Annotated in this window: 21 protein-coding genes; 14 read left to right on the top strand and 7 right to left on the bottom strand. The window is 43.7% G+C overall.

Features of this window, described 5'->3' with window-relative positions; all coding sequences use genetic code 11:
- The first annotated feature begins 52 nt into the window (after positions 1–52).
- The 3 genes from ACR0QN_RS11280 to ACR0QN_RS11270 all read left to right on the top strand — a co-directional run bounded on the left by ACR0QN_RS11280 (position 53) and on the right by ACR0QN_RS11270 (position 2,983).
- Positions 53–1,405, top strand: coding sequence for a methyl-accepting chemotaxis protein (locus ACR0QN_RS11280; protein ID WP_432651321.1), 1,353 nt, complete (start codon positions 53–55; stop codon positions 1,403–1,405).
- 412 nt (positions 1,406–1,817) lie between these two features.
- The gene (locus ACR0QN_RS11275) at positions 1,818–2,351 is read left to right on the top strand and encodes a cob(I)yrinic acid a,c-diamide adenosyltransferase (RefSeq protein WP_432651319.1); all 534 of its coding nucleotides are present in this window, start codon (positions 1,818–1,820) and stop codon (positions 2,349–2,351) included.
- Positions 2,348–2,983 (top strand): precorrin-8X methylmutase, encoded by a 636-nt coding sequence (locus tag ACR0QN_RS11270; protein ID WP_432651318.1) that lies wholly within the window; start codon positions 2,348–2,350, stop codon positions 2,981–2,983. Before ACR0QN_RS11275 ends, ACR0QN_RS11270 begins: the two co-directional genes overlap by 4 nt.
- Here the strand turns inward: ACR0QN_RS11270 and ACR0QN_RS11265 are convergent.
- On the bottom strand, positions 2,973–3,845 hold the full coding sequence (locus ACR0QN_RS11265; protein WP_432651317.1) for an AraC family transcriptional regulator: 873 nt from the start codon (positions 3,843–3,845) through the stop codon (positions 2,973–2,975). The genes ACR0QN_RS11270 and ACR0QN_RS11265 overlap by 11 nt on opposite strands.
- Before the next feature lie 144 nt (positions 3,846–3,989).
- Here ACR0QN_RS11265 and ACR0QN_RS11260 point away from each other — a divergent pair, with 144 nt between their 5' ends.
- Positions 3,990–5,588, top strand: a complete 1,599-nt coding sequence (locus tag ACR0QN_RS11260) for a glycoside hydrolase family 9 protein (protein WP_432651316.1) — start codon at positions 3,990–3,992, stop codon at positions 5,586–5,588.
- Positions 5,589–5,671: 83 nt separating this feature from the next.
- Here ACR0QN_RS11260 and glmM read toward each other — a convergent pair whose 3' ends face one another.
- Positions 5,672–7,018, bottom strand: a complete 1,347-nt coding sequence (gene glmM, locus ACR0QN_RS11255) for a phosphoglucosamine mutase (protein ID WP_432651315.1) — start codon at positions 7,016–7,018, stop codon at positions 5,672–5,674.
- Positions 7,019–7,189: 171 nt separating this feature from the next.
- Between glmM and ACR0QN_RS11250 the strand changes: the two genes are divergently transcribed.
- The 3 genes from ACR0QN_RS11250 (at position 7,190) to queC (ending at position 10,670) form a co-directional block, all read left to right on the top strand.
- Complete coding sequence (locus ACR0QN_RS11250; protein WP_432651314.1) at positions 7,190–9,061, top strand: hypothetical protein; 1,872 nt, start codon at positions 7,190–7,192, stop codon at positions 9,059–9,061.
- 59 nt (positions 9,062–9,120) lie between these two features.
- Positions 9,121–9,861, top strand: coding sequence for an SH3 domain-containing protein (locus tag ACR0QN_RS11245; RefSeq protein ID WP_432651313.1), 741 nt, complete (start codon positions 9,121–9,123; stop codon positions 9,859–9,861).
- A gap of 128 nt (positions 9,862–9,989) precedes the next feature.
- Entirely contained in the window at positions 9,990–10,670 is a 681-nt protein-coding gene (queC, locus tag ACR0QN_RS11240) for a 7-cyano-7-deazaguanine synthase QueC (RefSeq protein ID WP_432651312.1), read from the top strand.
- Positions 10,671–10,718: 48 nt separating this feature from the next.
- Here the strand turns inward: queC and ACR0QN_RS11235 are convergent, their stop codons facing one another.
- From ACR0QN_RS11235 to ACR0QN_RS11225, 3 genes are all read right to left on the bottom strand, one after another.
- Positions 10,719–12,548: a GH25 family lysozyme gene (locus ACR0QN_RS11235; protein ID WP_432651311.1), complete on the bottom strand. Its 1,830-nt coding sequence runs from the start codon at positions 12,546–12,548 to the stop codon at positions 10,719–10,721.
- 201 nt (positions 12,549–12,749) lie between these two features.
- Entirely contained in the window at positions 12,750–16,442 is a 3,693-nt protein-coding gene (locus ACR0QN_RS11230) for a cache domain-containing protein (protein WP_432651310.1), read from the bottom strand.
- A gap of 207 nt (positions 16,443–16,649) precedes the next feature.
- The gene (locus tag ACR0QN_RS11225) at positions 16,650–17,681 is read right to left on the bottom strand and encodes a DUF4349 domain-containing protein (protein ID WP_432651309.1); all 1,032 of its coding nucleotides are present in this window, start codon (positions 17,679–17,681) and stop codon (positions 16,650–16,652) included.
- 255 nt (positions 17,682–17,936) lie between these two features.
- Here ACR0QN_RS11225 and ACR0QN_RS11220 point away from each other — a divergent pair, with 255 nt between their 5' ends.
- From ACR0QN_RS11220 to trxA, 7 genes are all read left to right on the top strand, one after another.
- Complete coding sequence (locus ACR0QN_RS11220) at positions 17,937–18,212, top strand: hypothetical protein (RefSeq protein ID WP_432651308.1); 276 nt, start codon at positions 17,937–17,939, stop codon at positions 18,210–18,212.
- Between the two features lie 88 nt (positions 18,213–18,300).
- Positions 18,301–18,816, top strand: coding sequence for a hypothetical protein (locus ACR0QN_RS11215; RefSeq protein WP_432651307.1), 516 nt, complete (start codon positions 18,301–18,303; stop codon positions 18,814–18,816).
- Between the two features lie 157 nt (positions 18,817–18,973).
- Positions 18,974–19,414 (top strand): hypothetical protein, encoded by a 441-nt coding sequence (locus ACR0QN_RS11210; protein WP_432651306.1) that lies wholly within the window; start codon positions 18,974–18,976, stop codon positions 19,412–19,414.
- Between the two features lie 9 nt (positions 19,415–19,423).
- On the top strand, positions 19,424–20,110 hold the full coding sequence (locus tag ACR0QN_RS11205) for a response regulator transcription factor (protein ID WP_432651320.1): 687 nt from the start codon (positions 19,424–19,426) through the stop codon (positions 20,108–20,110).
- The gene (locus tag ACR0QN_RS11200) at positions 20,097–20,915 is read left to right on the top strand and encodes an esterase/lipase family protein (RefSeq protein WP_432651305.1); all 819 of its coding nucleotides are present in this window, start codon (positions 20,097–20,099) and stop codon (positions 20,913–20,915) included. The genes ACR0QN_RS11205 and ACR0QN_RS11200 overlap by 14 nt, the downstream gene beginning before the upstream one ends.
- A 16-nt stretch (positions 20,916–20,931) precedes the next feature.
- Entirely contained in the window at positions 20,932–22,251 is a 1,320-nt protein-coding gene (locus tag ACR0QN_RS11195; RefSeq protein ID WP_432651304.1) for a sensor histidine kinase, read from the top strand.
- A gap of 21 nt (positions 22,252–22,272) precedes the next feature.
- Positions 22,273–22,584: a thioredoxin gene (trxA, locus tag ACR0QN_RS11190; RefSeq protein ID WP_432651303.1), complete on the top strand. Its 312-nt coding sequence runs from the start codon at positions 22,273–22,275 to the stop codon at positions 22,582–22,584.
- Between the two features lie 175 nt (positions 22,585–22,759).
- On the opposite strand, the gene ACR0QN_RS11185 is transcribed toward trxA, so the two are convergent.
- Both ACR0QN_RS11185 and ACR0QN_RS11180 read right to left on the bottom strand, forming a co-directional pair.
- Positions 22,760–23,209, bottom strand: a complete 450-nt coding sequence (locus ACR0QN_RS11185; protein WP_432651302.1) for a low molecular weight protein-tyrosine-phosphatase — start codon at positions 23,207–23,209, stop codon at positions 22,760–22,762.
- 36 nt (positions 23,210–23,245) lie between these two features.
- Positions 23,246–23,974 (bottom strand): AC76 family protein, encoded by a 729-nt coding sequence (locus ACR0QN_RS11180; protein WP_432651301.1) that lies wholly within the window; start codon positions 23,972–23,974, stop codon positions 23,246–23,248.
- Positions 23,975–24,428: the final 454 nt, after the last annotated feature.

Raw genomic sequence — 24,428 nt, 5'->3', positions numbered from 1 at the left:
GTTTCTCCAGCGGATCGCCTAATTCTGTTAATTTCTTGTATCGGTTCTCCTCATCAAAGAACCCTATCTGTCTTATTTTCATATCTCTATTTTACCACTTTTTTTCTTTTTTGTACAGGGGTTTTTAGATGTTACCATAAAAAAATACGCAGGAGACAAAAATCCGATCGCTGTTCTTTCACCCTGTATCGCCAAGAAAACAGAGTTTGAGGATACGGGCGAAGTCGAATACAATGTGACCTTTTCCGAGCTTAAAAAATATATCTCGGAAAACAATATTCCTCTTGACGATGACAGCTTTGAATTTGACGGTCTGCCTGCGTACAGCGGAGCAATATATCCAATGCCGGGCGGACTGAAAGAATGTCTTAAAGCAATGGATCCGAATTTGAAAGTCGTTAATTCGGAAGGTGTTCCCGAGGTATATCATAATCTTGATAAGTATCTTGAAACTCCCGAAAATGCGAGCCCCGATGTTTTTGATGTTCTTTCCTGCGATCTCGGCTGCACAGCCGGACCGGGTGTTCCCGGAGAACGAAATATGCTTGAAATAATGGGGATTATGGAAAATGTAAAGCAGGACGCTTTTTCCAGACAGTCAAAGCAAATGACCCATTCACGCAAAAGCAAGCAGTACAGCAGCTTTAATTCCACTTTAAAGCTTGATGATTTTCTGCGGGAATATTCTCCGAAAGCCATTGATTCTGCACCAATTTCTCAGACAGATATCGAAAGAGCATTTTCGGAGCTTGGCAAGATCACCAAAAGCGAGAAAAATTTCGATTGTCAGGCGTGCGGATACGCTTCCTGCCGTGAAATGGCTGTATCTATTGCCAAAGGACTTAATACTCCCAAAAATTGTCACCAGTATATTGTCAAGAAAAATATCGAGGAAAGCGACAATATTAGGCAGCAGAACGAGAAGATCATACAGGCAAACAGCGAACTTCACCGTCTCACTTCCGTCCTCAATGATGAAATACGCATAGCCGCAGAAAACACAGAAAAGATAGTGGGAAATTCCAACGAAAACATTTCGCTTATTGATGTTGTTGACAAGATCGCCGTTGATCTGCAGTCGCTGAGCTGTGCAATGGCTGAAAACATAGACCAGATAAATTCGATAAACGAAGAATACAGCCACAATTCCGATATTATCGAAGATATTGCAATGCAGATAAAGATACTTGCCGTAAACGCTTCTATTGAAGCCGCTCACGTAGGCGAAGCAGGAAAGGGTTTTGCGGTAGTTGCAGGAGAAGTGGGCACTCAAGACCCAGAGTGCTACACAGGGCTTCATTTCAAGCCACAGCAATGTATCAAAGGAAACCGAATGTGTAAACAACAGCATTACCAATATAATAAACGAGATAAAAAAGCTTTCGGATATTCTCACGGAGCTTAAAACCTCTGTTAAAACCACAGGACAGACCGGAAATGAAATAAACTCTCTGATGGAAAAAGTTTCAGGAATTACAGGAGAGATAGGCAGAGTTCTCGGCTGATGAAATAATAATGAGGCAGACTCCCGTTGGCTCAGTCTGCTAAAATACCCCGTATTTGCAGGCAAATACGGGGTAAAATCATATTCGTGAAATGCCTGTAAGGCATATAATAATACTTATCAAAATATTGACTTATTGCCGAAATGATTGTATAATAAAAGAATAAATCACTTCAAGGCGACAGCCTTTTATTATGATGACAGAAAAAGATATCTCACATATGAGCCTCACGAATATTCCGAAAGAAGATATATGCCGTGACGTCTTTTTTTAATAAATATAACGTTCAGGAAAGGAAAGTTATCAAGATAAATGAATACCGAAAAAGGTCTTATCCATATTTACTGCGGAGACGGCAAGGGAAAAACCACAGCTGCGATGGGGCTTGCTCTCAGGGCGGCAGGAGCAGGCAAAAGAGTATATCTGGTCCAGCTATTAAAGGGAAATCCCACTTCGGAGCTCAACAGTCTGGCACTTATTCCAAATATAACCGTTGCCCGTCCCGAAAAAGGTTTCGGATTTACTTTTAATATGACCGATGAGCAGAAGTCGGAACTTACGTGTATCCACAACAGGCTGCTGTCCGACGCTTTTGATAAAATGAATTGCGGCAATACGGATATGCTTATCATTGACGAGTTTTTTGCAGCATATAATAAAAATCTCCTTGACAAGGAGATAGCAGAAAGGATAGTTTTTGAAAAGGCATTTGTCTGCGAGCTTGTTCTGACAGGGAGAGACCCCGATAAAAATTTCATCAGCGCTGCCGATTATGTCAGCGAAATTAAATGCATAAAGCACCCCTATGAAAAGGGAATCTCTGCAAGAAAGGGGATAGAATATTGAAGCTTGAATATGTACGCCCCGAGGATATCGAAAAGAGAAGCTTTGAGATAATTTCCGGGGAAATATCCGAGAGGGGCGTTACTCTTGAACCTAAGCAGGCTCCCATAATAATGAGAGTTATCCATACAACGGCTGATTTTGATTATCTTGATAATCTGAAATTTTCTGAAAATGCTGTGGATACAGCTCTGAATGCGCTCAGAGAGGGTGCGTATATCATTACCGACACAAATATGGCTCTTTCCGGCATAAATAAGGCTGCGCTGGGAAAGCTTGGCTGCGAGGCATACTGCTTTATGGCAGATAGCGATGTGGCTCAGGCGGCAAAGGATAAGGGCGTTACAAGAGCCTGCGCTTCGGTAGAAAAGGCTTCAAGGCTCGGCGGAAAGCCGCTTATTCTCGTTTCTGGAAATGCGCCCACATTTCTTATAAGGGCAAGAGAACTTATGGACAGCGGAGGGCTTGCTCCCGCTCTTGTTATCGCTATGCCTGTGGGTTTTGTTAACGTGGTGCAGTCAAAGGAGCTTATTATGTCTTCGGGGGCTGAATATATTGCCGCCCGAGGACGAAAAGGCGGCAGCAATGCGGCGGCGGCTGTGGTAAATGCGCTTATGTATATGCTCACACGGTAAGATTTTTCTGCTTTATATCACGAAAATGCTTAGGGGTCATACCGTGGCGCTTTTTAAAGCTTTTAATCATATGGCTGCAGTCGGAAAATCCTGTTTCCTGACTGATATAAGTGAGGTCAAAGTCGGTGAAGATAAGAAATTCCTCGGCTTTATAAATTCGCATATCTTCGATATATTCCTTGCAGGTCTTTCCATAGACTGCAAGGAATTTTTTTGCAAAATACGAGTAGCTCATTCCGCATTTCTCAGCTATTTCCGAGACCTTTGGATTCAGCGCCATACTGCTGTCGATATATTCGGTAATGTTGTAAATATCATAGCGGCTGTCCTCGGCAAATGCCTCGCTGTCAACACGAAAGCCCTTGTCCTGCCAGCAGCGGAGGACATTTATCAAAAGTCTGCATATTTCCGAGCGTATCATAATATCATAGCCGTATCTTCCTCTGTTCATTTCACCGATACACCGCTCAAAGCTTTCAGCGGCGTTCATTGCAGCAGTTTCTTCGGAGGAGAAAAATACAGTCATACCATTTTTTTCGGCGCATCTGAAAATACTTCTAAGCTTTGGACTATAGGCGGAGGACATATTCATTCGGTTGATATCCAGCTTTAGAACATTAAGCTTTAAGGGCTTTCCGTCGGCGCTGTATATGGAGTGCACAGATTTGGGATGAAATATGACCATATCTCCTTGAGCGGCCTTATATATATTGTTACCGTTGTGCATTTCGGCATTGCCCTCAACGGTATAGATTATCTCCATATAGTAATGCCAATGGGGACGAACAGGATAATCCGAGTAGAATGTGAAACATTCAACAGGATTATTCAGCATATCATTTTCTTCAAAAAGATATCTCATTTTTATATCTGTCCTTTTTTATGATAGATTTTTACAATTTTTGTGCTATTATATTATATCATAAAAAATTCCGATATGCTATACTTTTTTTAGATTTTAAATGTTATTTTATATTGGATTATTACTAAAATCGAGGAATATATTATGAGCGATATCTTTATAAATCAGGCAGGGTACAGACCCGACAGCATAAAAAAGGCTTTAATGCCGTTTCCCGCAGAGACATTTGAGATAGTCGGCACAGACGGAAGTGTTTGCGCTGCAGGCAGCACAGTTTATGCAGGCACCGACAAAAATTCGGGAGACGTTTTATATACCGCAGATTTTTCCGATTTTTCGGAAAGGGGCTCTTTCCGCATTCGTGCAGGTAATAAGACCTCCGAGCTTTTTGAAATAGGGGAGGGCGTTTACGAAAAGGCTCTTGACTGCACTTCAAAGGCTTTTTATTACCTGCGCTGCGGCTGCGGACTTCTTGAAAAATATGCAGGCAGTTTCAGGCACGGCGTATGCCATAAATCACGTGGACTTCTGTGGGAAAACAGAGATGTTTCCTCGGAGATAAGCGGCGGCTGGCACGACGCAGGAGATTACGGACGTTATGTTACCGCAGGCGTTTGTGCTCTGGCTCATCTGCTTTACGGATATATACTTTTCCCCACCGCATTCGGCAGACAGAAGCTGAACATTCCCGAAAGCGGCGGCGTTCTTCCCGATATTCTTGCGGAATGCCGCTATGAGCTTGACTGGCTGTTAAAAATGCAGAGAGAGGACGGTGCGGTATATCACAAAGCTACTACGGCTCATCACGCTCCGTTTATAATGCCCGAGGATGACAGGGCGCAGATGTTTGTATTTCCCGTATCTACCTCTGCTGCTGCCGATCTCGCAGCCGTATGCGCTCTGGCAAGCAGGGTCTACAGACAGTTTGACGGCGATTATTCAGCAAGGCTTTATGAAGCGGCTCAGAGATCCTTCGGGTGGCTTGAGAAAAATCCCGGATTTATCGGATTTAATAATCCTCCCGGCTGTGCTACGGGCGTTTACGGCGAAAGCAGCGATGATGACAATCGCTTCTGGGCTGCCGCAGAGCTTTTTGCAGCTTCGGGCGACGATAGATACCGAAATGCAGTAAGAGCGGCGGCTGAAAAGGATTTTTCGCTTACTGATTTTGGCTGTTATTCCGTTGGCGGTCTGGGAGCGCTTTCTTACGTTTTAAGCGCAGGAGGCGACAGCGACCTTATAAAGCGTTTTGAGGACGGATTTATAAGCGAGGCGTACAGACTCAAAGAGCTTTCGGACAATTGCGGCTATGGTGCAGCTATGAGCGAGAATGACTACGGCTGGGGAAGCAATATGAATCTCTTAAAGCACGGAATGATATTTGCAATCGCAGACAGGTGCTTTGGAAAAAGAGAATTCAGAAAGTACGCTCAGGCGCAGGCAGACGTTCTTTTCGGAGTGAATGCACTCGGTATAAGCTATGTAACGGGAATAGGCGGACATTGCTGCAGGTATCCCCATCTGAGACCTGCCTATGCCGACGGGGTGGAGGAATGTATTCCGGGAATGGTATGCGGAGGGCCCAACAGAAATCTTGACGATCAAGAGGCAAAAAAAATTATAAAGCCCGGCACTCCGCCTATGAAATGTTTTGCGGATAATGTGGGCTGTTATTCGCTGAACGAAATAGCAATTTACTGGAATTCGCCTGCGGTGTTCCTGCTGGCTTATCTCAGCTTGTAATATTGCAGACTTTACATAAATAATAACGTCAGCCGACTTCTTTATGAGGTCGGCTGACGTGTTTTTATATTCAGAGGTTTCATTTATTCGATAATAAAACCTTTTTCTCTGACGACATTTTCCACCATTGCGACATATTTTTCACAAAGCTCCTTGGTCTGAGCCTCTGCCATAATGCGGAGGAGAGGTTCCGTGCCGCTGGGACGGACAAGCATTCTGCCGTTGCTTCCAAGCTCGGTTTCCGCTTGCTTTACAGCGGCAAGCACATCAGGGTCGCTTAAAACGGCGTTTTTGTCGGTGACACGCACATTTTTAAGCAGCTGGGGATAAATGGTAAGGGGAGCGCAGAGCTTTGCAAGAGTGGTTTTCTTGCTGCACATTACCTGCATAAGCTTGATTGCGGTGATGATACCGTCTCCCGTATTTGCGTACTTGCTGAAAATGATATGTCCCGAGTTTTCACCGCCCAACTTGTAGCCCTTTTCGTTCATACATTCGTAGACATATTTATCTCCAACGGCGGTCTTTTCGTAGTTTATGCCAAGCTCGTCAAACGCCTTGTAAAGTCCGATATTGGACATTACGGTGGTTACGACGGTGTTATGCTCAAGGGTGCCTTTCTCCTTCATATAGCTGCCATAGATGTAGAGAATTTTGTCTCCGTCAACTACATCGCCGTTTTCGTCCACCGCAAGGCAGCGATCGGCGTCTCCGTCAAAGGCAAAGCCTGCGTCAAGATGCTGCTCTTTAACAAGCTTCTGAAGTCCTTCAATGTGGGTAGAGCCGCAGTTTGTATTGATGTTCAGACCGTCGGGGTCATTGTTGATAACATAGGTCTTTGCACCAAGTGCGTCAAAAACGCTCTTTGCAATGGTGAATGCGGAGCCGTTTGCACAGTCAAGACCGATACGCTTGCCCTTGAGTGAATATACGGCGAGAGAAATAAGAAATCCGATATAGCGGTTCCTGCCTGCGGAATAGTCGCTGGCGCAGCCTATCTTATCTCTTTCGGCAAGAGGTATCTCGGGATATTCGCCGTCTATGTATTTCTCAATTTCGAGGATAACGCTTTCCTCAAGCTTTTCGCCCTTGTTGTTGAAAAGCTTTATTCCATTGTCATAATATGGATTGTGGCTTGCGGATATCATTATGCCGCAGTCAAAATCATCGGTGCGGACAACATAAGAAACGCAGGGGGTAGTGGTTACGTGCATAAGGCTCACGTCCGCTCCCGAGGCGGTAAGACCTGCTACAAGGGCATACTCAAACATATAGGAGCTTCTTCGTGTGTCCTTGCCGATGACCACCGAGCAGCGGTGATCTTTGCCGTAATAATATCCGAGAAAACGCCCTATTTTAAAGGCGTGTTCTACGGTAAGGGTCTTGTTGGCTTCTCCTCTGAAGCCGTCTGTTCCGAAATATTTAGGCATTGTCATTCTCCGTTCAGATATATTTTTATGGTTTATTTTATGATATGATTGATTTTATGGTGAAAACACTCACAAGCTATATTTTATCATTTTATTCCTCTTTTGTCAACAAGAGAAGAGATAAAAAATATAACAATATGATTACAGAACTGCCACAAAACGGTACAGCGATTGACAGCCTATTTTTGGGGTGATATACTGATAATAAAGTACATCACAGGGGGACTTAAAATGAAAAAACTAACGCCTGCGCTTATCTGTCTCACACTTCTTCTTTCAGCCTGCAGAAACGAGACAAGAGAACCCGAGGAGACTGATTTACTCGAGACAACGGCGGCAGCAATTGAAACTACATATGCTGTTTCCAAAACGGCATATGAAACATCTTCCGAAACAGAGACAGAACCGTCAAAGCCCGTTATTGTTGACGAGAGAGAAGCTGTCCCCGAGGGCTTTACAGCTGCACTTGACCTGAATGATTTTGCGGACGAGGGATATTTATCGGGTGGATTTGCCGTTTCGGGCGGCGATGTCCTTCTTGTGGATTATACCAATATCTATAATGCGCCGGAAGATAGAAAACCTGACTATCTTTTGGGAATATCCATAAAGGAAAAGAAGCAGCTGTTCAGGATAGACGCACCGTCAGCCGATTGCAGCATAGAGCTTATACAAGGCTTATCGGACGGAAAAATATCTGCTTGCGCTGCGGTCTATAAAACAGGCGGCGAAAAGGTTTCGCTCATAGAGGTTGACAAGGACGGAAATTACAGGATAACCGAGGGAGCAGGCTCGGACGATATTGTTTATTCCTGGGGAGACAAAGCAGTTAAAGCTGTTAACGGCAGCATTGTAAACGCTCTTGACGGAAGCGTTCTCTGTCAGCGGTATGACGAGGAAAACGACCCTTATTTTGTAAAAAGTTTTGTATATCGATTTTCTATGCCTTTGGACAATGACCGCTTTATTTATCAGATAGGCGGCTATGAATGGTCTGAGGGAGCAGGTATTTACGATCTCGGAACAAATACCTCGGTAAATTTTCCCGACAGTATGAATACCGCTCCTTTAGGTGTGCATAATGGAATGATCTATACTGTTGACAGCTTTGACGGAGTGGGGGAGAATATTTACATCTATGATCCGGAAAATTTTGAAAGAAAGAATTTCTGCGGTTCTCCCTATGAGCTTCAGATGAACGATATGCTTTATTATGAAATGCCCTCGAGCGGAGAGTTTATTTTGGCAGTATATGAACCTTGGTATGAACGTGGGGAAGATGCAAAGCTTGCTTTTCTCAGTCCCGATACGGGAGAAATTATGACCGAATACACGCTTGCCGATATTCCGAATTACTATCCGCCGTTTTTTTTCGATAATTATATTTGCTTATATGATAATATAAACGGCATTATATACACCTTGCCTATGCCTCGTGGTAAATTTACGCTTGAGGATAAAGATGGTGTCACCGAGCTTAGCTACACATATCTTGGCAAGTCCGAAACGCTTATATCTTATGATAATACCGAAATGTGGAACCTGAGCAAGTGTACCGTCAAGGATTTTAATGACGTAATGGGATACGACGGTGTGATATATACCGAAACGGCGGCAACAAGGTATTGGTCGCAGAACTACTATCTTTCGGTCATTGACGGAAAGCCCGTATGCATTGCGGAAAGCTTTGGCAGTGAAAGCGGAGAAAGTGACAGCATTGCCGATATTGACGGAGACGGCATAAACGAGCTTATCTGCAACTGCGTTTACGGGGCTGACAGCGCACAGGAATGTTTAATTTACAAAATGACAGACGAGGGAATTATGAGGGCAAGCGGTCACGACTTTATTGACAGCGAAATAATTGAAAAACAGACTATGGCAAATGCAATATCCTCGGAATATCTTCCCGAAAAGAATAAAATGCTTTGCGGATATTTTGAAGATGAAGAATATGTAACGGTTGAGTATGATATAGATATGTCCGAGCTGAATTTCGAGTCTTTCGAATCATCATTCTTTGATTTGCCTGCGGACGAATAATTTTACAAGGGCATTCATATATTTGACTATATGTTTATTTACAGAAAGGTCGGATATGAATGCCCAGTGTTTTTTTAAGCCCGTCCACACAGGAGTGGAATAAATATGCCACCAGCGGCAATGAGGAGCAGTATATGAATATGCTTGCGGACCTTATGGAGCCGTATATGCTTGCTTCGGGAATCACATTCACCCGAAACGACCCCGCAAGGAACGTTAACGGTGCTATCGAGGACTCAAACAGCGGCTGGTATGATGTTCATCTTGCTCTACATACCAATGCAGGGGGAGGGCAGTATGCGGGAGTTTCACGGGGTATCGAGATATATTACTCTCCCTATTCCGATTACAGCCGCCGCCTTGCAACTATTATCGCAAACAATATGGAGGTCATTTATCCCATACCCTCAAAGGTAAGCACAATTCCCACCACATCACTTGCGGAGGTCACAAGGACGAAAGCGGTGGCTGTGCTTGCGGAGCTTGGTTATCACGATAATTACGAGGACGAGGCTTGGCTTAAAGATAACCTTGAGCTTATCGCAAGGACTATGGTTCAGTCGCTCTGCGATTATTTCGGCATACCCTTTGTGGAGCCGTCTCCCGTTCGGACGGGAACTGTTCGGACGGACGGCTCAAATCTTAACATAAGAAGCTATCCCTCAACAGATTCCTACATAGTTGGCAAGATACCCAACGGCGGTCAGGTGAATATCTACGGCGAGACGGATAACTGGTATGTAGTGAAATACAACGGTATCACAGGCTATGCGGCTATGGATTTTATTGAAGTGAACTAATGAATCAACAGCTCTCCATATTTTCGTGGGAGCTGTTTGTGTTAATAAAAATAATCTTGACTATACATCTTCAAAGCATTATAATATACATAGAAAGCAAACTCCAAAGTGAAAGGAACTGATAAAAAATGCCACAGGAAAAAGCACTTGTTTTGTCAAGCGGCGGAGTGGACAGCACCACTCTGCTTGCCCTTGCCTGCGAAAAATACGGACGGGAAAATGTTGTTGCATTGTCCATATATTACGGACAGAAGCATAAAAAGGAGCTTGAGGCAGCGGATAAGACTGCAAAGTATTACAATGTTGAACACATTACTCTTGATCTGTCAACTATTTTCAGGTATTCCGACTGCTCACTTCTTGCAGGTTCTTCTGCGGAAATTCCTCACGAAAGCTATGCAGAGCAGCTTGAAAAGACAGACGGTGCGCCTGTTTCCACCTATGTGCCTTTCAGAAACGGACTGTTTCTCTCGGCGGCGGCAAGTGTGGCTCTTTCAAAGGGCTGCTCGGTGCTTATGTACGGCGCCCACGCCGATGACGCTGCGGGAAATGCATATCCCGACTGCTCCGAAGCCTTTGTGAACGCTATGAACAATGCAGTCAGCGAGGGCAGCGGGGGACAACTCAGGATATCCGCTCCCTTTGCGGGAATGAACAAGGCGGCGGTGGTTGCCGAGGGTAAACGTCTCGGCGTGCCATATGAGCTTACCTGGAGCTGCTATGAGGGCGGCGATGAGCCTTGCAGAGTATGCGGCACCTGTCGTGACAGACGTGCGGCTTTCCTTGCTAATGGTATCGACCTTTACTGATATATAAACAAAATGCGGCGGGAGCAAATTGCTTTCCGCCGCTTGATTTTACCAAACCATAGGTCTGTTCAGACCGTATTTTTTTATGGTACCCTTGTAATCCTTGTAGCAGTAGTTGAGGTCAACATATTCCTCAATGCCGTCCAGCCTTCCTGTTTCGCTGTACTGCCACATTCCGTAATGGTAGCTGTAATTCTCAAAAAGCTTTTCTTCATCGCCCCAGCAAGCGACCCAGATGTCATAATCGGCTATCCTGTCATAAATAAGGTTATCGTCAAAGAATTTAGCATAGCTGTATATCATTGCATAGTAGCCTGCATTTTCCAGGTCTTCCATAAATGCAACAACGATATCGGTGACCTCTTCCTTGGACATTCCGTCATAAAACGACTCCTCAATATCAAGCACCACAGGATATTCGGGTGAATAACCGCTTATTACATTGAGAAAATATGCCGCTTCTTTATGGGCTTCTGCTGTATTTCTCGCATACATATAGTGATAAAAACCGTAGGGGATACCGTTTTCTTCACAGCCCCTGACATTATCTGCAAGCTTCGGGTCGGTGTCCTCATAGCCATAGGAGGATCTTATCATTGCAAAACCTGCCATACCCGTGGATTTTACTGTTGCCCAGTCGATATCTCCGTTCCACTTGGAAACGTCAATGCCGGGAATAACATCGCCGTACACGGTAACATAAACAGTATCGCTCTTGCCGTTGTCCGTTGTAAGGGTAATAACGGCATTTCCTTCTTTTATACCCGTTACCTCTCCCTTTGCATTGACCTTTGCAATGGAAGGATGATCGGACTGGATAGTATATTTGTATTTTGCCCCGGCAGGGTATACTCTTGCGTCAAGAGATATTGTGCTGCCCACCTGAACGGAAACCGATTCCTCACCGAAACGTACCATTGTGGGAACAAGTTCGCCGTTTTCGTTATATTCCTTTTCGATTTCTTCCTCGTATGTTTCGTCCTTTTCCTCATCGGTGAGTACGGGAACAACTGTAACATTGAGTTTGACCTTTTTGCCGCTGCTTGTGGTACATACGATACGTGTATTACCTGCTCCTCTTGCAGTAATTACGCCGTTTTTGTCAACAGAAGCCACCGCCTTGTTCAGAGAGCGGAATGAAACGCTGTCGGTGCTGTTTGAAGGAGTAAGCTCGTAAAGAATAGCATACTGTTCTCCCTCAAAAATGGTGACGGAATTATGCTTCAGAGAGATTTTTGTTGATTTGACATTTCCGTCCTTGGGAGTCGCTTCATCTTCGGATGTTTCCTCGGTTGTTTCATCTTCAGGAACATCTTCGGATTCCTTTTCCTTGACGGTTATGTAAAATCTGTCCTTTACGCCTGAGGTGGTCTTTGCTGTGATAATAGCGCTGCCTTTTCCGACAGCGGTAACATTTCCTTCAGCATCAACGGTGGCTATCTTTTTGCTTGATGTGGAAAAAGTGACCTTATCGTCCGATTTTGAAGGCTTGAGACGATATCCTATCTTAAATGTATCGCCCACGGTAACAGAGGTCTGATAGCTGTATATCGTAATTTCTGTTGCAGGCTTTGTGACCTTTTTGTTATCTGTATTTTCGACAGGCTTTTCTTCCTCTGCAGGAGCCGGCTCTGTCAGCTCGGGAGTCTCCTCCGGCAGGTCATCTTCTACGACATCCTCCTGTATCTCACCGTTATCGGTGTTATCGGTGATTTCCGTTTCGTCAAGTGCGGTTTCGGAAACGGAGAATGATTCGTTCTGTGCATACTGCGCATATGCATCTGCCGGGTCGGTAAACGCAAAAAACGAAATGCCTCCCTGCAGGCACATTGCGGCGGCAATGCAAACAGAGACGATTTTTCTGCAATATCCTTTCATTGTAGCTGTTCCTTTCTTTCTGTTTTTAACGATATATTATAATTTTACATTATTTTGCATTGTCTGTCAATAACAATAGCGAATGTTACCAAATTGTCATATTTATATCCGGACATAAAACAATCGGAGAGATATGATGTTACCGATTTTTGATAAAAAAGAACCTTTCCCTGCATTAACCAAGGAAAGGTTCAGAGTTTATTACTTTTTGTCGGAAAAATATTCGGAAACAGTTTCTTCAAGATTATCTGCAGCAGCACGGTATTTTTTTATAAACACCTTATGATGGGCTGCGGCATAATCGGTATCACCGGTTAAAAGCGAGTCGAAAATCTTCTGACCCTTATTTGCAAGCTCTGTAAGACCAACTTTTTCAGCGGAGGATATAGCCGTTTTCAGATCTGCCTGATAGCTTCTGTTATCCTTGACTGAAAAATCAAGCTCAAGATCGTTGCAGCGGTTATTGGTACAGAAATCGTAAACAGCGTCAAGATATATGTCCTTATCATTCTCACATTCTGCCAGACCCTTTGCAATATCAAGTGCAGAGCCTATCTTTGAGGTTTTGTTCTGCTCTTTCACCGAGGCAGACGCTTCAGCGCTTTTTATCATATCCCTGCTTATATGCCTGAACAGGCATTTCTCGATATCGCTGCCGGTAAAGGGCTTTGAAAGATAATCGTCAAAGCCGGCGTCAAGGTAAGTCTGCTTTGCTCCGTGGATAGCATTGGCGGTAAGGGCAATAAAATGTGTTCCCGAAGCAAGGTTTTCTTCCTTGATCTTATGAAGGGTCTCTATACCGTCCATCTCGGGCATCATATGGTCAAGAAAAACAATGTCGTAAATATTATTTCTCAGCAGTTCAATACACTCCCTGCCGCTTGAAGCGGTTTCCAGCTTAACAAGGGTGCGTTTTAGCAAATTCTTTGCAACAAGCAGATTGGTCTCGTTATCGTCCACAACAAGAACTCTGGCATTGGGGGCAGTTTTTTCCGCTTTGTCGGAAGTCTGTTCAGCCGAGGCTTTGAAACGCTGTTCAAAATCACCCATAGGTTCATCGCTGACGATCTTCTGCGAAACTACAAATGAGAATGTGGAGCCTGCACCGTAAACGCTGGATACATTCAGCTCGCTGTCCATCATATTAAGCAGTCTCTGGACTATGGTGATACCAAGTCCTGTGCCTTCGATATTTCGGTTCTTTTCCTGGTCAAGACGCTGGAAGGACGTGAAAAGCTTGTCGAGATCTTCTTCTTTTATGCCTATTCCCGTATCGGTAACGCTGACCTCGAGCTTTACAATGCCGTTTTGTCTCTGCAGGGCTTTCATTCTGAGACGAACGCTGCCCTCGGGGGTATATTTAACGGCATTTGTAAGAATATTTGTTATGATCTGCCTGAGTCTCACATCATCACCGTAAAGTATTGCAGGAATGTTTTCGTCTATCTCGGTGATGAATTTAAGATTTTTCTTATCCGCACGTGCTTTTATCATATTTACGATATCATTTATAAGCGAGCTTACATCGTATTCCACAGGAACTATCTCCATCTTTCCCGACTCTATCTTTGAGAAATCCAGGATATCGTTTATGACAGACAGCAGCGTTCTTCCCGCACTCTGAATATTTGCGGCATATTCAACAATGTTCTTTTCGGTGGATTCACGCATTATCATCTCATTCATTCCGAGAACGGCATTGATAGGCGTTCTTATCTCGTGACTCATATTGGCAAGAAAATTATTTTTAGCCTTGCCTGCGCTTATGGCATTGTCAGCAGCTTCTTTAAGCTCTCTGTTTACCTTTGTCTGCCAGAGAGCGAGACGTTTCATAATAACATTTACGATGATTATACAAAGCGCAAAAACAATAATATACAGAATATCCGAGAAAATTCCGCTGCCGTATATCTCGCCCACATTCCGCATTACTATGACCTTAAATCCTGAAACAGGTTCCTCCATTGCGAGGCAGACCCTTCTGTTTCCGTCGTAATCCTTTATGGTAACAGGCTTATTTTGGGTAAGTGCAGTTCTGTAGCAAAGCTCTGCGGCATTTTTTGAAAATCCCGGCTGCATCTGATATTCGTTATACGGGTGGTTAAGGATATTTCCGTCAATATCGGTAAGAAATGCATAGCCCGTATCGGTATAGCTTTCTCCAAGAATACCTATCAGCTTGTCAAGATAATAGTCAATTCCCAGTACACCGATAAAATTGCCCCCCGAGTCATAGACTATCTTGCTGAGGGTAGTGCAGTAAAGTCCCGTCTGCTCGTCAAGATAGGGCGCTGAAATATTGAAATTGTTTTCGGAGACAAGGGTGTCTATATACCATTGACGCTCCTCAACGTGCCAGCTGATGTCAGGTTCCCAGCCGTTATTCATCAGAACGGTATGCTCCCATTCGGGATTGCAGAGGTAGGCGACGGAAATATCGTCATACTTTGATACCACATCGTCAAGATAGGCAATAGCGGTATCATAGTCGTCGGTGAAATCCGGCTGTGCGGCAATGCTGTCGGAAATAACGTCAAGAACGGCTCTGTTGCCCGAGACCCATTCCTGCACCTGATAAAGGTAATACTCTGTTTCCTTCTGCATTTTGGTATTGCCCCAGCTTACCTGTGTGTTGGTGTTAAGTATCAGCGCAAATACGCTTGTTACAGTTAGGACAATGGTTATAAGGGCTGTCTGCTGTCTGTGATCGACAGATTTTTTTCCGCTTTTCTCATCATTACGGGTCTGGCTGAAATTATTTATGGCGGACATCGAGATAAGGTTGTCGAGCATCTGACTAAGCTCTTTTGCCGAGTCGCCGATCTCAGCTCCTGTGCTGCTGTCCGCTTCACCCGAGCTGCTGAGGATATCCGCACGGCTTATTATCTTTGAAAGAGGCCGTTTAAGCTCATAGCTCATATTTTTTAAGAACTCGTCTTTTACGGACAGAGCATTTTCTGCCGCCGCTTTGCTCTGACAGGTGCGTATAAAAAAAATAATGATCGCTGCAGCAAAGATCAGCATAAATACGATTATGTATATTGACATTCCGCTTATGCCGAAATTTTCTGCGTCACGCCTTACGCATACTATAAGATACCAGTCATAATTGGTCTTATCGGAAAAAATGTTGTATTTTACCCCGTCTGAGGTGTATTCAAAGGTATCGCCGTAAAGCATAAATACCTTGTTTACAAGCTCATTATAAAAAGCCAGCTCACGGTGATCTTTTCCCACATATTCGGGATCGGAGTGTCCGACGATCATTCCGTCGCCGTTTACGATAAGGCTGGTTCCGGAGCTGCCGGAATTCATCTCCTCAATGTAATGCTGTATGCCGCTTAAATTGAAATCAAGTCCCACCACCGTTGAACCGTCCGAGAGGAGCTTTGAGATACTGTAGCACATTTCGCCTGTGCTTGCGTCAATGTAAGGGTCTGTAACATTGATGGATCCCATACGCTTCTTCGCTCCTACATACCAGGTACGCTCGTCAAGGACGAAATCATCATCGGGAACGAAATCGTTGATATAAAGCTGTCCGTTATAAGCGGCATATGCGCTGAAACAGCTGCCGTCCGATCTGCCGCTTATATCCGAAATGGTCTCGGCACAAAAATATTCGTCAAGCAGTTTTGATGTGTCGCCGTCCATAGAGATTATCTGCTCTATCTGCATAGCAACGCTGTCAAGCAGACATTCGGAGCGGTAAAGACTGTTGTCAACGCTTCCCGCAATGCTGCTGAGCCTCATCTGACCCTCGGCTTCGATACGCTGTGACTCTGTGCTCTTTATCAGAACGGCGTTCAGAACAGTTATTATCACAAGAATACATATAAGTATTATAAGCGAAGAACGATAGCTTCCGCTTAATTTTCGTTTATCTTTTTTCAAATCATATCAGATCCTTGCCGGTCAAGATTTATTTTGTTATATTTTACCACGATAAATTATACTATATTTTACTGTGCTGTGTCAATCACGAAATATTGTATTTTTGACCGATAAAAAATTAATGCCCCTAAGACGGACATTTCTGCGGCAAATATGACCGCATTTGTGCGTCTTGGGGGCATTGAAGCTCTTTTTTACAGAGACGTGTTATTTGTTCTGAGGATTGTTACTTGCATTTTCGTCATTGGGTCTGCTTTCGGCGTTTTTTTCAGCTTTTGCAGCTTTGCCGTTCTTGATCTTTTTCCTGATGGCGATCACGATGATCACAACTATTCCGATAAGAACAAGGTAGGGGAACAGGGAAATGATAAGGAAAAGAAGTCCCTCGAGAAAAATAAGAAAATTTGATGCGGTGTCGGAAACGGTGTTCAGGAGCCGCTGACCGAATGTGTCCTTTTTAACAGGCTCCGGTGTATATTCCTTGACCTCGTTTATGGAAATGTTTACGAACGAATAAGCAACATCGGTGCGTATCTCGTTCATACGTGTCTTTATCTTGGCGATCTCTATCTGGAGGTCGGTAAGCTCTCTTTCAATTGTAACGGCGTATTCCTCGTCGGTGATATCCGCAAGGAGAGCGATGTATCTTTCCTCTTTTGCCTCATATATCTCGAGCGTGGTGGAAAGGTCATAGTATTCGCTGCTTACATTCTGGACGGAGGCGTTCTTGCTCCTAAGGTCTCCAAGTTCCGCCGCCGCAGCGCAGAAGCTGTCGTAATCGGCGCTGGGAACACGTACTGTAGCCGAATAGGACTGCCACTTTTCCTGATCTTCGCTGTACCATCTGCTGTCTGAGCCGCCGTCGCTGTAGCTTTCATTCTCCACAAATCCGCCGTAGCTGTCAAGGCTCTCCTTGAATTTGCCGATAGCTTCGTCAAAATTCAGCACGTCTACCGTCATATTGCAGGTGTAGACAAGCATTTCCTTTTTTATCTTTTCCGATGAAAGTCCGTTTTCATCTCCGCTGCTGTTTGATGAGGCGTCGGAGCTGTCAGCGTCGGCGTATTCATATTCCTCCGACGAATAAGCTTTATCTTCCGAATAGCTGTCATAGCTTGCTTCGCTGCTGTAAGCAGAACTCTTGCTTGCCACGTTCATTCCGTCATAGGAATCGCTGCTTCCGCAGGCTGTAAGCAGCAACGAGCAAAGCAGAACGGGCAGAATTATCTTTCTTTTCATATGTATTTCCTCCTTTATGATATTGCTGAAATTTACTGATCTATATTTATTATACGGTTAAGGTCAAGCTTATTTATGGGATGATTATGTAAATAAAATGTAAATAAATAGTATTATTGTTTACTTAGCTTTGCTTTTATATGAGAAAAAATAAATTATTCTCTAATCTGTTTTTAACCGATCTTAAAATACGGTTTAATTTATATGGTGTATTATATAGACATTCCAAAACATTTGAAAGGATGGTAATTTAATATGAGTAAAAATCTTCCTGAGGTAGTTTCAAACGGTTCGAGTATCGGCAGCAAGATAAAGAAGTTCTTTTCGGTGATATGCAGAAACAACATTACAGTTTCACGGACAAATGAATTTTTCCATATGCCCATACTGGCGTTCCTTATTATTGCGCTCCTCACCTTTAAAATCTCAATTCCCGTCATACTTATCTCCCTGTTCTGCGGAGTTGAGTATACCATCGGCGGTGAGGATTTCCCCGAAGCAAAGAAGATTACCTTCAGACCAAGAAACTGATTTTCTAATCATATTTTAATCTTAATCACAAACGGGTTTAATCCTTACGGGATATAATATTTATAATGAAAAAGAGAGGCAGATAGCTATGAATGATTTTGAAAATGTAAGCGAGCTTGTTAATAAGACCGGAGCAAGCTTTGAAGAAGCAAGATACGCATACGAGGCGTGCGGCAAGGATATGGTTGAGGCTGCAATAATGCTTGAAAAGGCTCACAATAAAAGCGGCGAAAACGCCCGCTTCAACGACAGCGTGAACAGAGCAAAAGAGAGCTTTAAAAGAAACAGCCGCAGGGCAGCAGGCTGTGCAGGCAGTCTTTTCCGTAAGCTTTGCAGAAACAATGTAAGGATCGCAGGCAGCAGGGAATATTTCTGCGTTCCTGTGATAGCAGCAGTTATATGTGCGCTGTTTTTATGGGAAATAATTGTTCCTGTAGTGCTAATCTCAATTCTTTTCGGAATTACCTACACCTTCTTCGGCCCCGATTTCTCAAAGGAATTTGTTTTCGGCTTTTCAAAGCCTGCAAGTGCGGCGCAGTCTGCTCCAACTTACACCTACAGTCAGCCCGACGAACCCTGCGACAACGGATTTTTTAACAAGTGATATTTTTGACTGCCGTATTTTCTCAATAGAAAGAAATAAGAAAATGCGGCATTATTATTCATATTATCCTGTTGTAATCGTTTCTTTTTTGTGTTAAAATATGTAAAGAAAGGCAATGCTTATGCTGAGTTTGAAAAAAAATGAAAGGAGTCTTCCGGTGGAACATCACGAAATGGCTGAAAAGCTTGTGGAAAAATGCGGAATATCCTATGAAGAAGCCGGAGAAGTGCTTAAAGAAGCCGACTTCGATCTGCTCGAGGCAATGATTATCCTTGAACGCCGTGGCAAACTCGGCGGAGCAAAAAACAATAAGTATTCGACGAATATGCAGCCCGATTACTATGTGTACAGCGAAAAAACGGCTGCCGACGCTGAAAATATCAAGGAATTTTTCAGCCTTGCCTGGCAAAAGCTTTGCGAGATATTCAGAGATATTTTAAAATATCAGGTGGTCATATCCAAAAACGGTGAGGAGATACTTGTTTTTCCTCTGCTGCTTGCCATAATCCTGCTCTGCTGCACGGTGGGACTTTGCTTCCTTGTGGTCATTATCACGCTGTTTAACGGCTGCAGCTATTCTATCAGAAAAAATATATAGGGGAATTTTATTATGCCGAAAATTTTAATTGTCGAGGACGAACATCAGCTTGCCAGATTTATTCAGCTCGAGCTTGAGCACGAGGACTATGAAACGGCTGTGGCAGGAGACGGCAGAGAGGGACTTACCCTTGCCGAGAGCGGAGATTTTGACCTTGTGCTTCTTGATATTATGCTTCCCGGGCTTAACGGTCTTGAGGTGCTGAGACGTCTCAGAAAGGCAGAAAATAATGTGCCTGTCATAATGCTTACTGCGAGAGATTCCGTTATGGATAAGGTATCGGGACTTGATATGGGTGCTGACGATTATATCACCAAGCCTTTTGCCATTGAGGAACTTCTTGCAAGGATACGTGTTACCCTTCGTCAGCACCGTCCTTCTGAGGAGGAAAAGGGCAAGGAGGAGATCATTTCCTTCAAGGAACTGTCGATGGATACAGCCCGCCACACCGTTACCTGCGCCGGAAAGCCTTTAGAGCTGACTGTTAAGGAATTCGGACTTTTGCAGGCGCTGCTTGAGAATGTTTCCATTGTACTTACCCGTGAACAGCTTCTTGAGCGTGTATGGGGATATGATTATTTTGGTGAGACAAATGTGGTCGACGTTTACATAAGATACCTCAGAAGCAAGCTTGAGGAGGTTTCCGATACTAAATATATCCAGACTGTCAGGGGAGTAGGCTATGTCATCAAATGACAAGCTCAGATATCCTGTGCTGCTGGTTCACGGAATGGGATTCAGAGATTACAAGCTTGTGAATTACTGGGGACGTATCCCAAAGGCTCTTGAGGAAAACGGCGCAAGAGTATTTTACGGCAGACAGGACAGCAACGGCAGCATTGAAAGCAACGCAATGCAGCTGAGGACCTCTCTGGAGAACGCTCTTGCGGTATCGGGTGCGGAAAAGGTGAATATTATCGCTCATTCAAAGGGCGGACTTGAGGCGAGATATCTTATCTCAACAATGGGATATGGGGATAAGGTAGCTTCTCTTACCACAGTTTCTACTCCACATAACGGTTCTGTGACTGTTGATAAGCTTATGAAATTTCCGCAGGGAGCCGTAAAGCTGGGCTGCGGAGCTGTTGATCTTTGGTTCAGGCTCCTTGGAGACAAGTCTCCGCATACATACGAGGCGGTCAAAAGCTTCCGCACCGCTGATGCAGAAAAATTCAACAGCGAAAATCCCGATGCAGAGGGTGTTTATTACCAAAGCTACGCATTTGCTATGAAAAAAATGACCTCCGATATATTTATGTCTGTACCCTGGGCGGTGGTAAATCACTTTGAGGGTGAAAATGATGGTCTGCTTGCTCCGAGAGCGGTGAAATGGACAAATTTCAAGGGCGTTTTTTACGGCAGCAGCGGACGTGGCATTTCTCACTGCGACGAGGTGGATATGCGAAGAAGCAGGCTTTCTGCAAAAGAAACAGACGATATCTCGGATATAACCGAGTTTTATGTTGATATTATAAAGGGATTAAAAGAGCTTGATCTCTAAAAAAGGAGGCGGCTATGTGGCAAATAATAAAACCGACAGCAGCTCTATTGCAGGGCAGATCGCAGCCAGCAGGCAGCTTGAACGGCTGGGACATTACCTGCTGTACGATCTGCTGATATTTTTATTTTCGTCAGTAAGCTGGTGCATAGCAGCCGAAGCAAATTACGTTAACTTTTTTGATATAGATCTGGAAAGAAGTATCAACTTTGATTTTGACATTTTTACTGCCAATGCAACTGCGGACAATTTCTGGAAAGCATTGGAAACAGGAGTTTACAGCTTCGGTGAATATTCTGTAAAGTGCGGCGCCTTTGCACAGGTGCTTATCTGCGCTGTGAGTATTCTGGGACTGATACAGGTAGTGGTGTGGCTTGTAACCTTCCTGCCCGAGTATTTCAGAGCCAAAAAAATGCTCAGTCCGCTGAATAAGATCGCTGTGACCGCTACAGAGCTTACTGCTGCAGCGCATAACAGTCAGTACAATTTTGATGATATCGAATCGGCTATCGGAAGCATTGACCCTATGGATTCTGATATTCACATTTCCACAGGAAACCGTGATCTCAAGCGTATCGAGAAGGCGATAAACGACCTTCTTGACAGAATGAGGGAAGCTTACAAAAGCCAGTCACGTTTTGTTTCCGACGCTTCTCACGAGCTCCGAACGCCAATTGCCGTTATCAAGGGCTATGCCGATATGCTTGACAGATGGGGCAAGTCGGACGAAAAGATACTTGACGAGGGTATCACAGCCATAAAAAACGAGTCCGAGAATATGAACAAGCTTGTGGAGCAGCTCTTGTTCCTTGCCAGGGGAGATAACGGCAGACAGCCTGTTAATATGTCGGAATTTTCCCTTTCGGATATGATACGTGAAGTTCATACCGAGGCGGAAATGATAGACCCAGATCATACCTATAATCTTGACATCAAGGACGAGATAAGCGTTTTTGCCGATATTTCAATGATGAAGCAGACCGCACGTATTCTCTGCGACAATGCAAAAAAATATACGCCTGCGGGAAATACCATTACTCTCAGAGTAATGAACGGCGAAAACGGAGAAAAATGCTTTGAAGTCCAGGATACGGGAATAGGCATTGACGAAAAGGATATTCCTCTTATTTTTGACCGATTTTTCCGCTCCGACCCTGCAAGAACAAGGGAAACGGGAGGAACAGGTCTTGGACTATCCATTGCCAAATGGATAGTGGACCGTCACGGTGGACATTTTGAGGCCATTTCCTACAAGGACATCGGCACAAGAATAACTGTCTGTCTCCCGAATACTCCCGTTTCTGCAGAGAATAATAATCCTGCAAAGCAAACAGTCTGATCACAGAAAGGAATGATTTAAATGGATATTCAAAATATTGCCGAATTTAACGAAAAAGTCCTTAATTCGGATATCCCCGTTTTAGTGGATTTTTACGCTGAGTGGTGCGGTCCCTGCAAAATGATGGCGCCTCTTGTTGAGGAGCTTTCACGTGAAGCAAAAGGATTTTCGGTTTACAAGGTAAATGTGGACAATGTTCCCGAAGCTGCCGACAAGTTCGGCGTTTCAAGTATCCCTACTTTTGTTGTCATAAAAAATGGAACTGAGGCTGCACGTAATATCGGCGCTGCCCCGAAGCAGAGGCTGCTTGAACTTATAAACAAAGTGATCTGAGGTCTTTCATAATCAAGGTTTGATATGCTTTGTCAGACCAATATAAAATCATTTATAAATGTCTGCTGCAGCTGATGCTGTATGCAGAATAACCCCTGATTTAGTTTATAAAATCAGGGGTTAAATTATAAGACTGACCCAATTTAACGATATGGACAAGCTTCATATCCATAACTCATTTACCGTTAAGCTTTTCAAGCAGCTTTTCGCAGCCAAGCTTAACATCGGCATATGTCCGGGCAAAATTACCGGTGTACCACGGATCGGCAACGTCTTTATCCAGATCCGCAAAAGACATAAGCTTGCAGATTTTCTCGCTGTTTCCCACGATCCTCTGCATATTACGGATATTGGCGGAATCCATTCCGATAAGATAGTCATAGTGTAATGCATCGTCTTTCGTCAGCTGTCTTGCACGATGGGGGATAACGGGGATATTGTGCTTTCGCAGTTCTTCCACAGTACCGTAATGTGGCGGATTTCCTATTTCTTCGGTACTGGTTGCCGCAGAATTGATCTCAAAGCGGTGGGAAAGTCCGGCATTGTTAACCATATATTGAAGCACGCTCTGAGCCATAGTGCTGCGGCATATATTTCCGTGGCAGACAAAAAGAATACGTGTCATTTCCAAAAGTCCTCCATTATGATAATATCTTTAAGCTTATCTGTGCTTTTTCTTTTTCTTATTATTTTTTGTTTTATCTTTCTTCTTTGACGGCGGCGTTTCTTCTTCATCTTTATATGCAGAGGTATAAATAAGCACAAAAATTATCAGAATCACAAATAACCATAATAAAATAACAGAGCCTACTTCGCCTGACTCCATCATATATGTAAGGTCGGTAATGTCACCGTGCTGCACAATATTAGTAAAGGCATTGTTATCATCATTAAAAGAAATTTCATTATCACCTATCCACGCCAGAAAAGACAATGAGGTGCCCGATTTCATAAAGTAGACCTTATAACGTGTCAGTCCGCAGTTTTCTTCCATATCGTTGGGATGTTCTCCGATACCGTCAGGATAATAATAAGCTGTTTCCGGACTTACAAACGCCTTTGTATTTTCCGAAAGCTTTACCTGGTCCGACGATGACAGCGAATCGGGATTTGTGACAAAGCAGCCTGTCAGATCTATTGGGATATCATCGTAAATATATGTTTCTGCGGACATTGACTCACGGATATCGCCGCTCTGTTCCCATATATAGCTGGTCTGAGGTCCCATATCTTCGGGATAGTATACCGATGCCTTAATGACTTCCCCGGTATACTGAATATAAAAGTATTCATCTGCAAGTATATCAAAGACATCATCAACGGGACTGCCGCAAACAGGAGCGTCAAGTACAGCATACAGCGTTTTCGGACCGCTCAGAGCAGCTGCCATTTCCTCACGATTTGTTATCTGAGGAAGGTTTTCAGCCTGTTTTTCAATTTTAGACTGTATACTGCAGCTGTATCCGGTATAAATTACTGCGCCGAGCAATAATGCTGTGCCGATAATTTTTTTATGTAGGGAGAATATTTTCCGACCTTTTTCATAAATACTTCCTTTCATAGAGAGTTGATATCAAAATATTTTTCTATCATAAAATATATTATACCACTTTTTTCTAATTTTGCATAGACCGTAAAATAAATTTTACAGCTTTACATATTGAAATGTTTTTATGTGTGTGGTATAATGTTACTATAATACATTAAGGTAACATCTAAAAACCCCTGTACAAAAAAGAAAAAAAGTGGTAAAATAGAGATATGAAAATAAGACAGATAGGGTTCTTTGATGAGGAGAACCGATACAAGAAATTAACAGAATTAGGCGATCCGCTGGAGAAACT

The organism is Huintestinicola sp., assembly GCF_050874005.1.
Taxonomy (GTDB): domain Bacteria; phylum Bacillota; class Clostridia; order Oscillospirales; family Ruminococcaceae; genus Huintestinicola.
Note: the sequence above shows the minus strand (reverse complement) of the source record. Positions and strands in the feature narration are given on the sequence as shown.

Bases quoted from the DNA above. Each gene is read 5' to 3' on its own strand.
- ACR0QN_RS11275 (WP_432651319.1), top strand. From the start codon at position 1,818: ATGAATACCGAAAAAGGTCTTATCCATATTTACTGCGGAGACGGCAAG.
- ACR0QN_RS11265 (WP_432651317.1), bottom strand. From the start codon at position 3,845: ATGAGATATCTTTTTGAAGAAAATGATATGCTGAATAATCCTGTTGAA.
- ACR0QN_RS11260 (WP_432651316.1), top strand. From the start codon at position 3,990: ATGAGCGATATCTTTATAAATCAGGCAGGGTACAGACCCGACAGCATA.
- glmM (WP_432651315.1), bottom strand. From the start codon at position 7,018: ATGCCTAAATATTTCGGAACAGACGGCTTCAGAGGAGAAGCCAACAAG.
- ACR0QN_RS11245 (WP_432651313.1), top strand. From the start codon at position 9,121: ATGCCCAGTGTTTTTTTAAGCCCGTCCACACAGGAGTGGAATAAATAT.
- queC (WP_432651312.1), top strand. From the start codon at position 9,990: ATGCCACAGGAAAAAGCACTTGTTTTGTCAAGCGGCGGAGTGGACAGC.
- ACR0QN_RS11235 (WP_432651311.1), bottom strand. From the start codon at position 12,548: ATGAAAGGATATTGCAGAAAAATCGTCTCTGTTTGCATTGCCGCCGCA.
- ACR0QN_RS11225 (WP_432651309.1), bottom strand. From the start codon at position 17,681: ATGAAAAGAAAGATAATTCTGCCCGTTCTGCTTTGCTCGTTGCTGCTT.
- ACR0QN_RS11220 (WP_432651308.1), top strand. From the start codon at position 17,937: ATGAGTAAAAATCTTCCTGAGGTAGTTTCAAACGGTTCGAGTATCGGC.
- ACR0QN_RS11215 (WP_432651307.1), top strand. From the start codon at position 18,301: ATGAATGATTTTGAAAATGTAAGCGAGCTTGTTAATAAGACCGGAGCA.
- ACR0QN_RS11200 (WP_432651305.1), top strand. From the start codon at position 20,097: ATGTCATCAAATGACAAGCTCAGATATCCTGTGCTGCTGGTTCACGGA.
- trxA (WP_432651303.1), top strand. From the start codon at position 22,273: ATGGATATTCAAAATATTGCCGAATTTAACGAAAAAGTCCTTAATTCG.
- ACR0QN_RS11185 (WP_432651302.1), bottom strand. From the start codon at position 23,209: ATGACACGTATTCTTTTTGTCTGCCACGGAAATATATGCCGCAGCACT.
- ACR0QN_RS11180 (WP_432651301.1), bottom strand. From the start codon at position 23,974: ATGGCAGCTGCTCTGAGCGGTCCGAAAACGCTGTATGCTGTACTTGAC.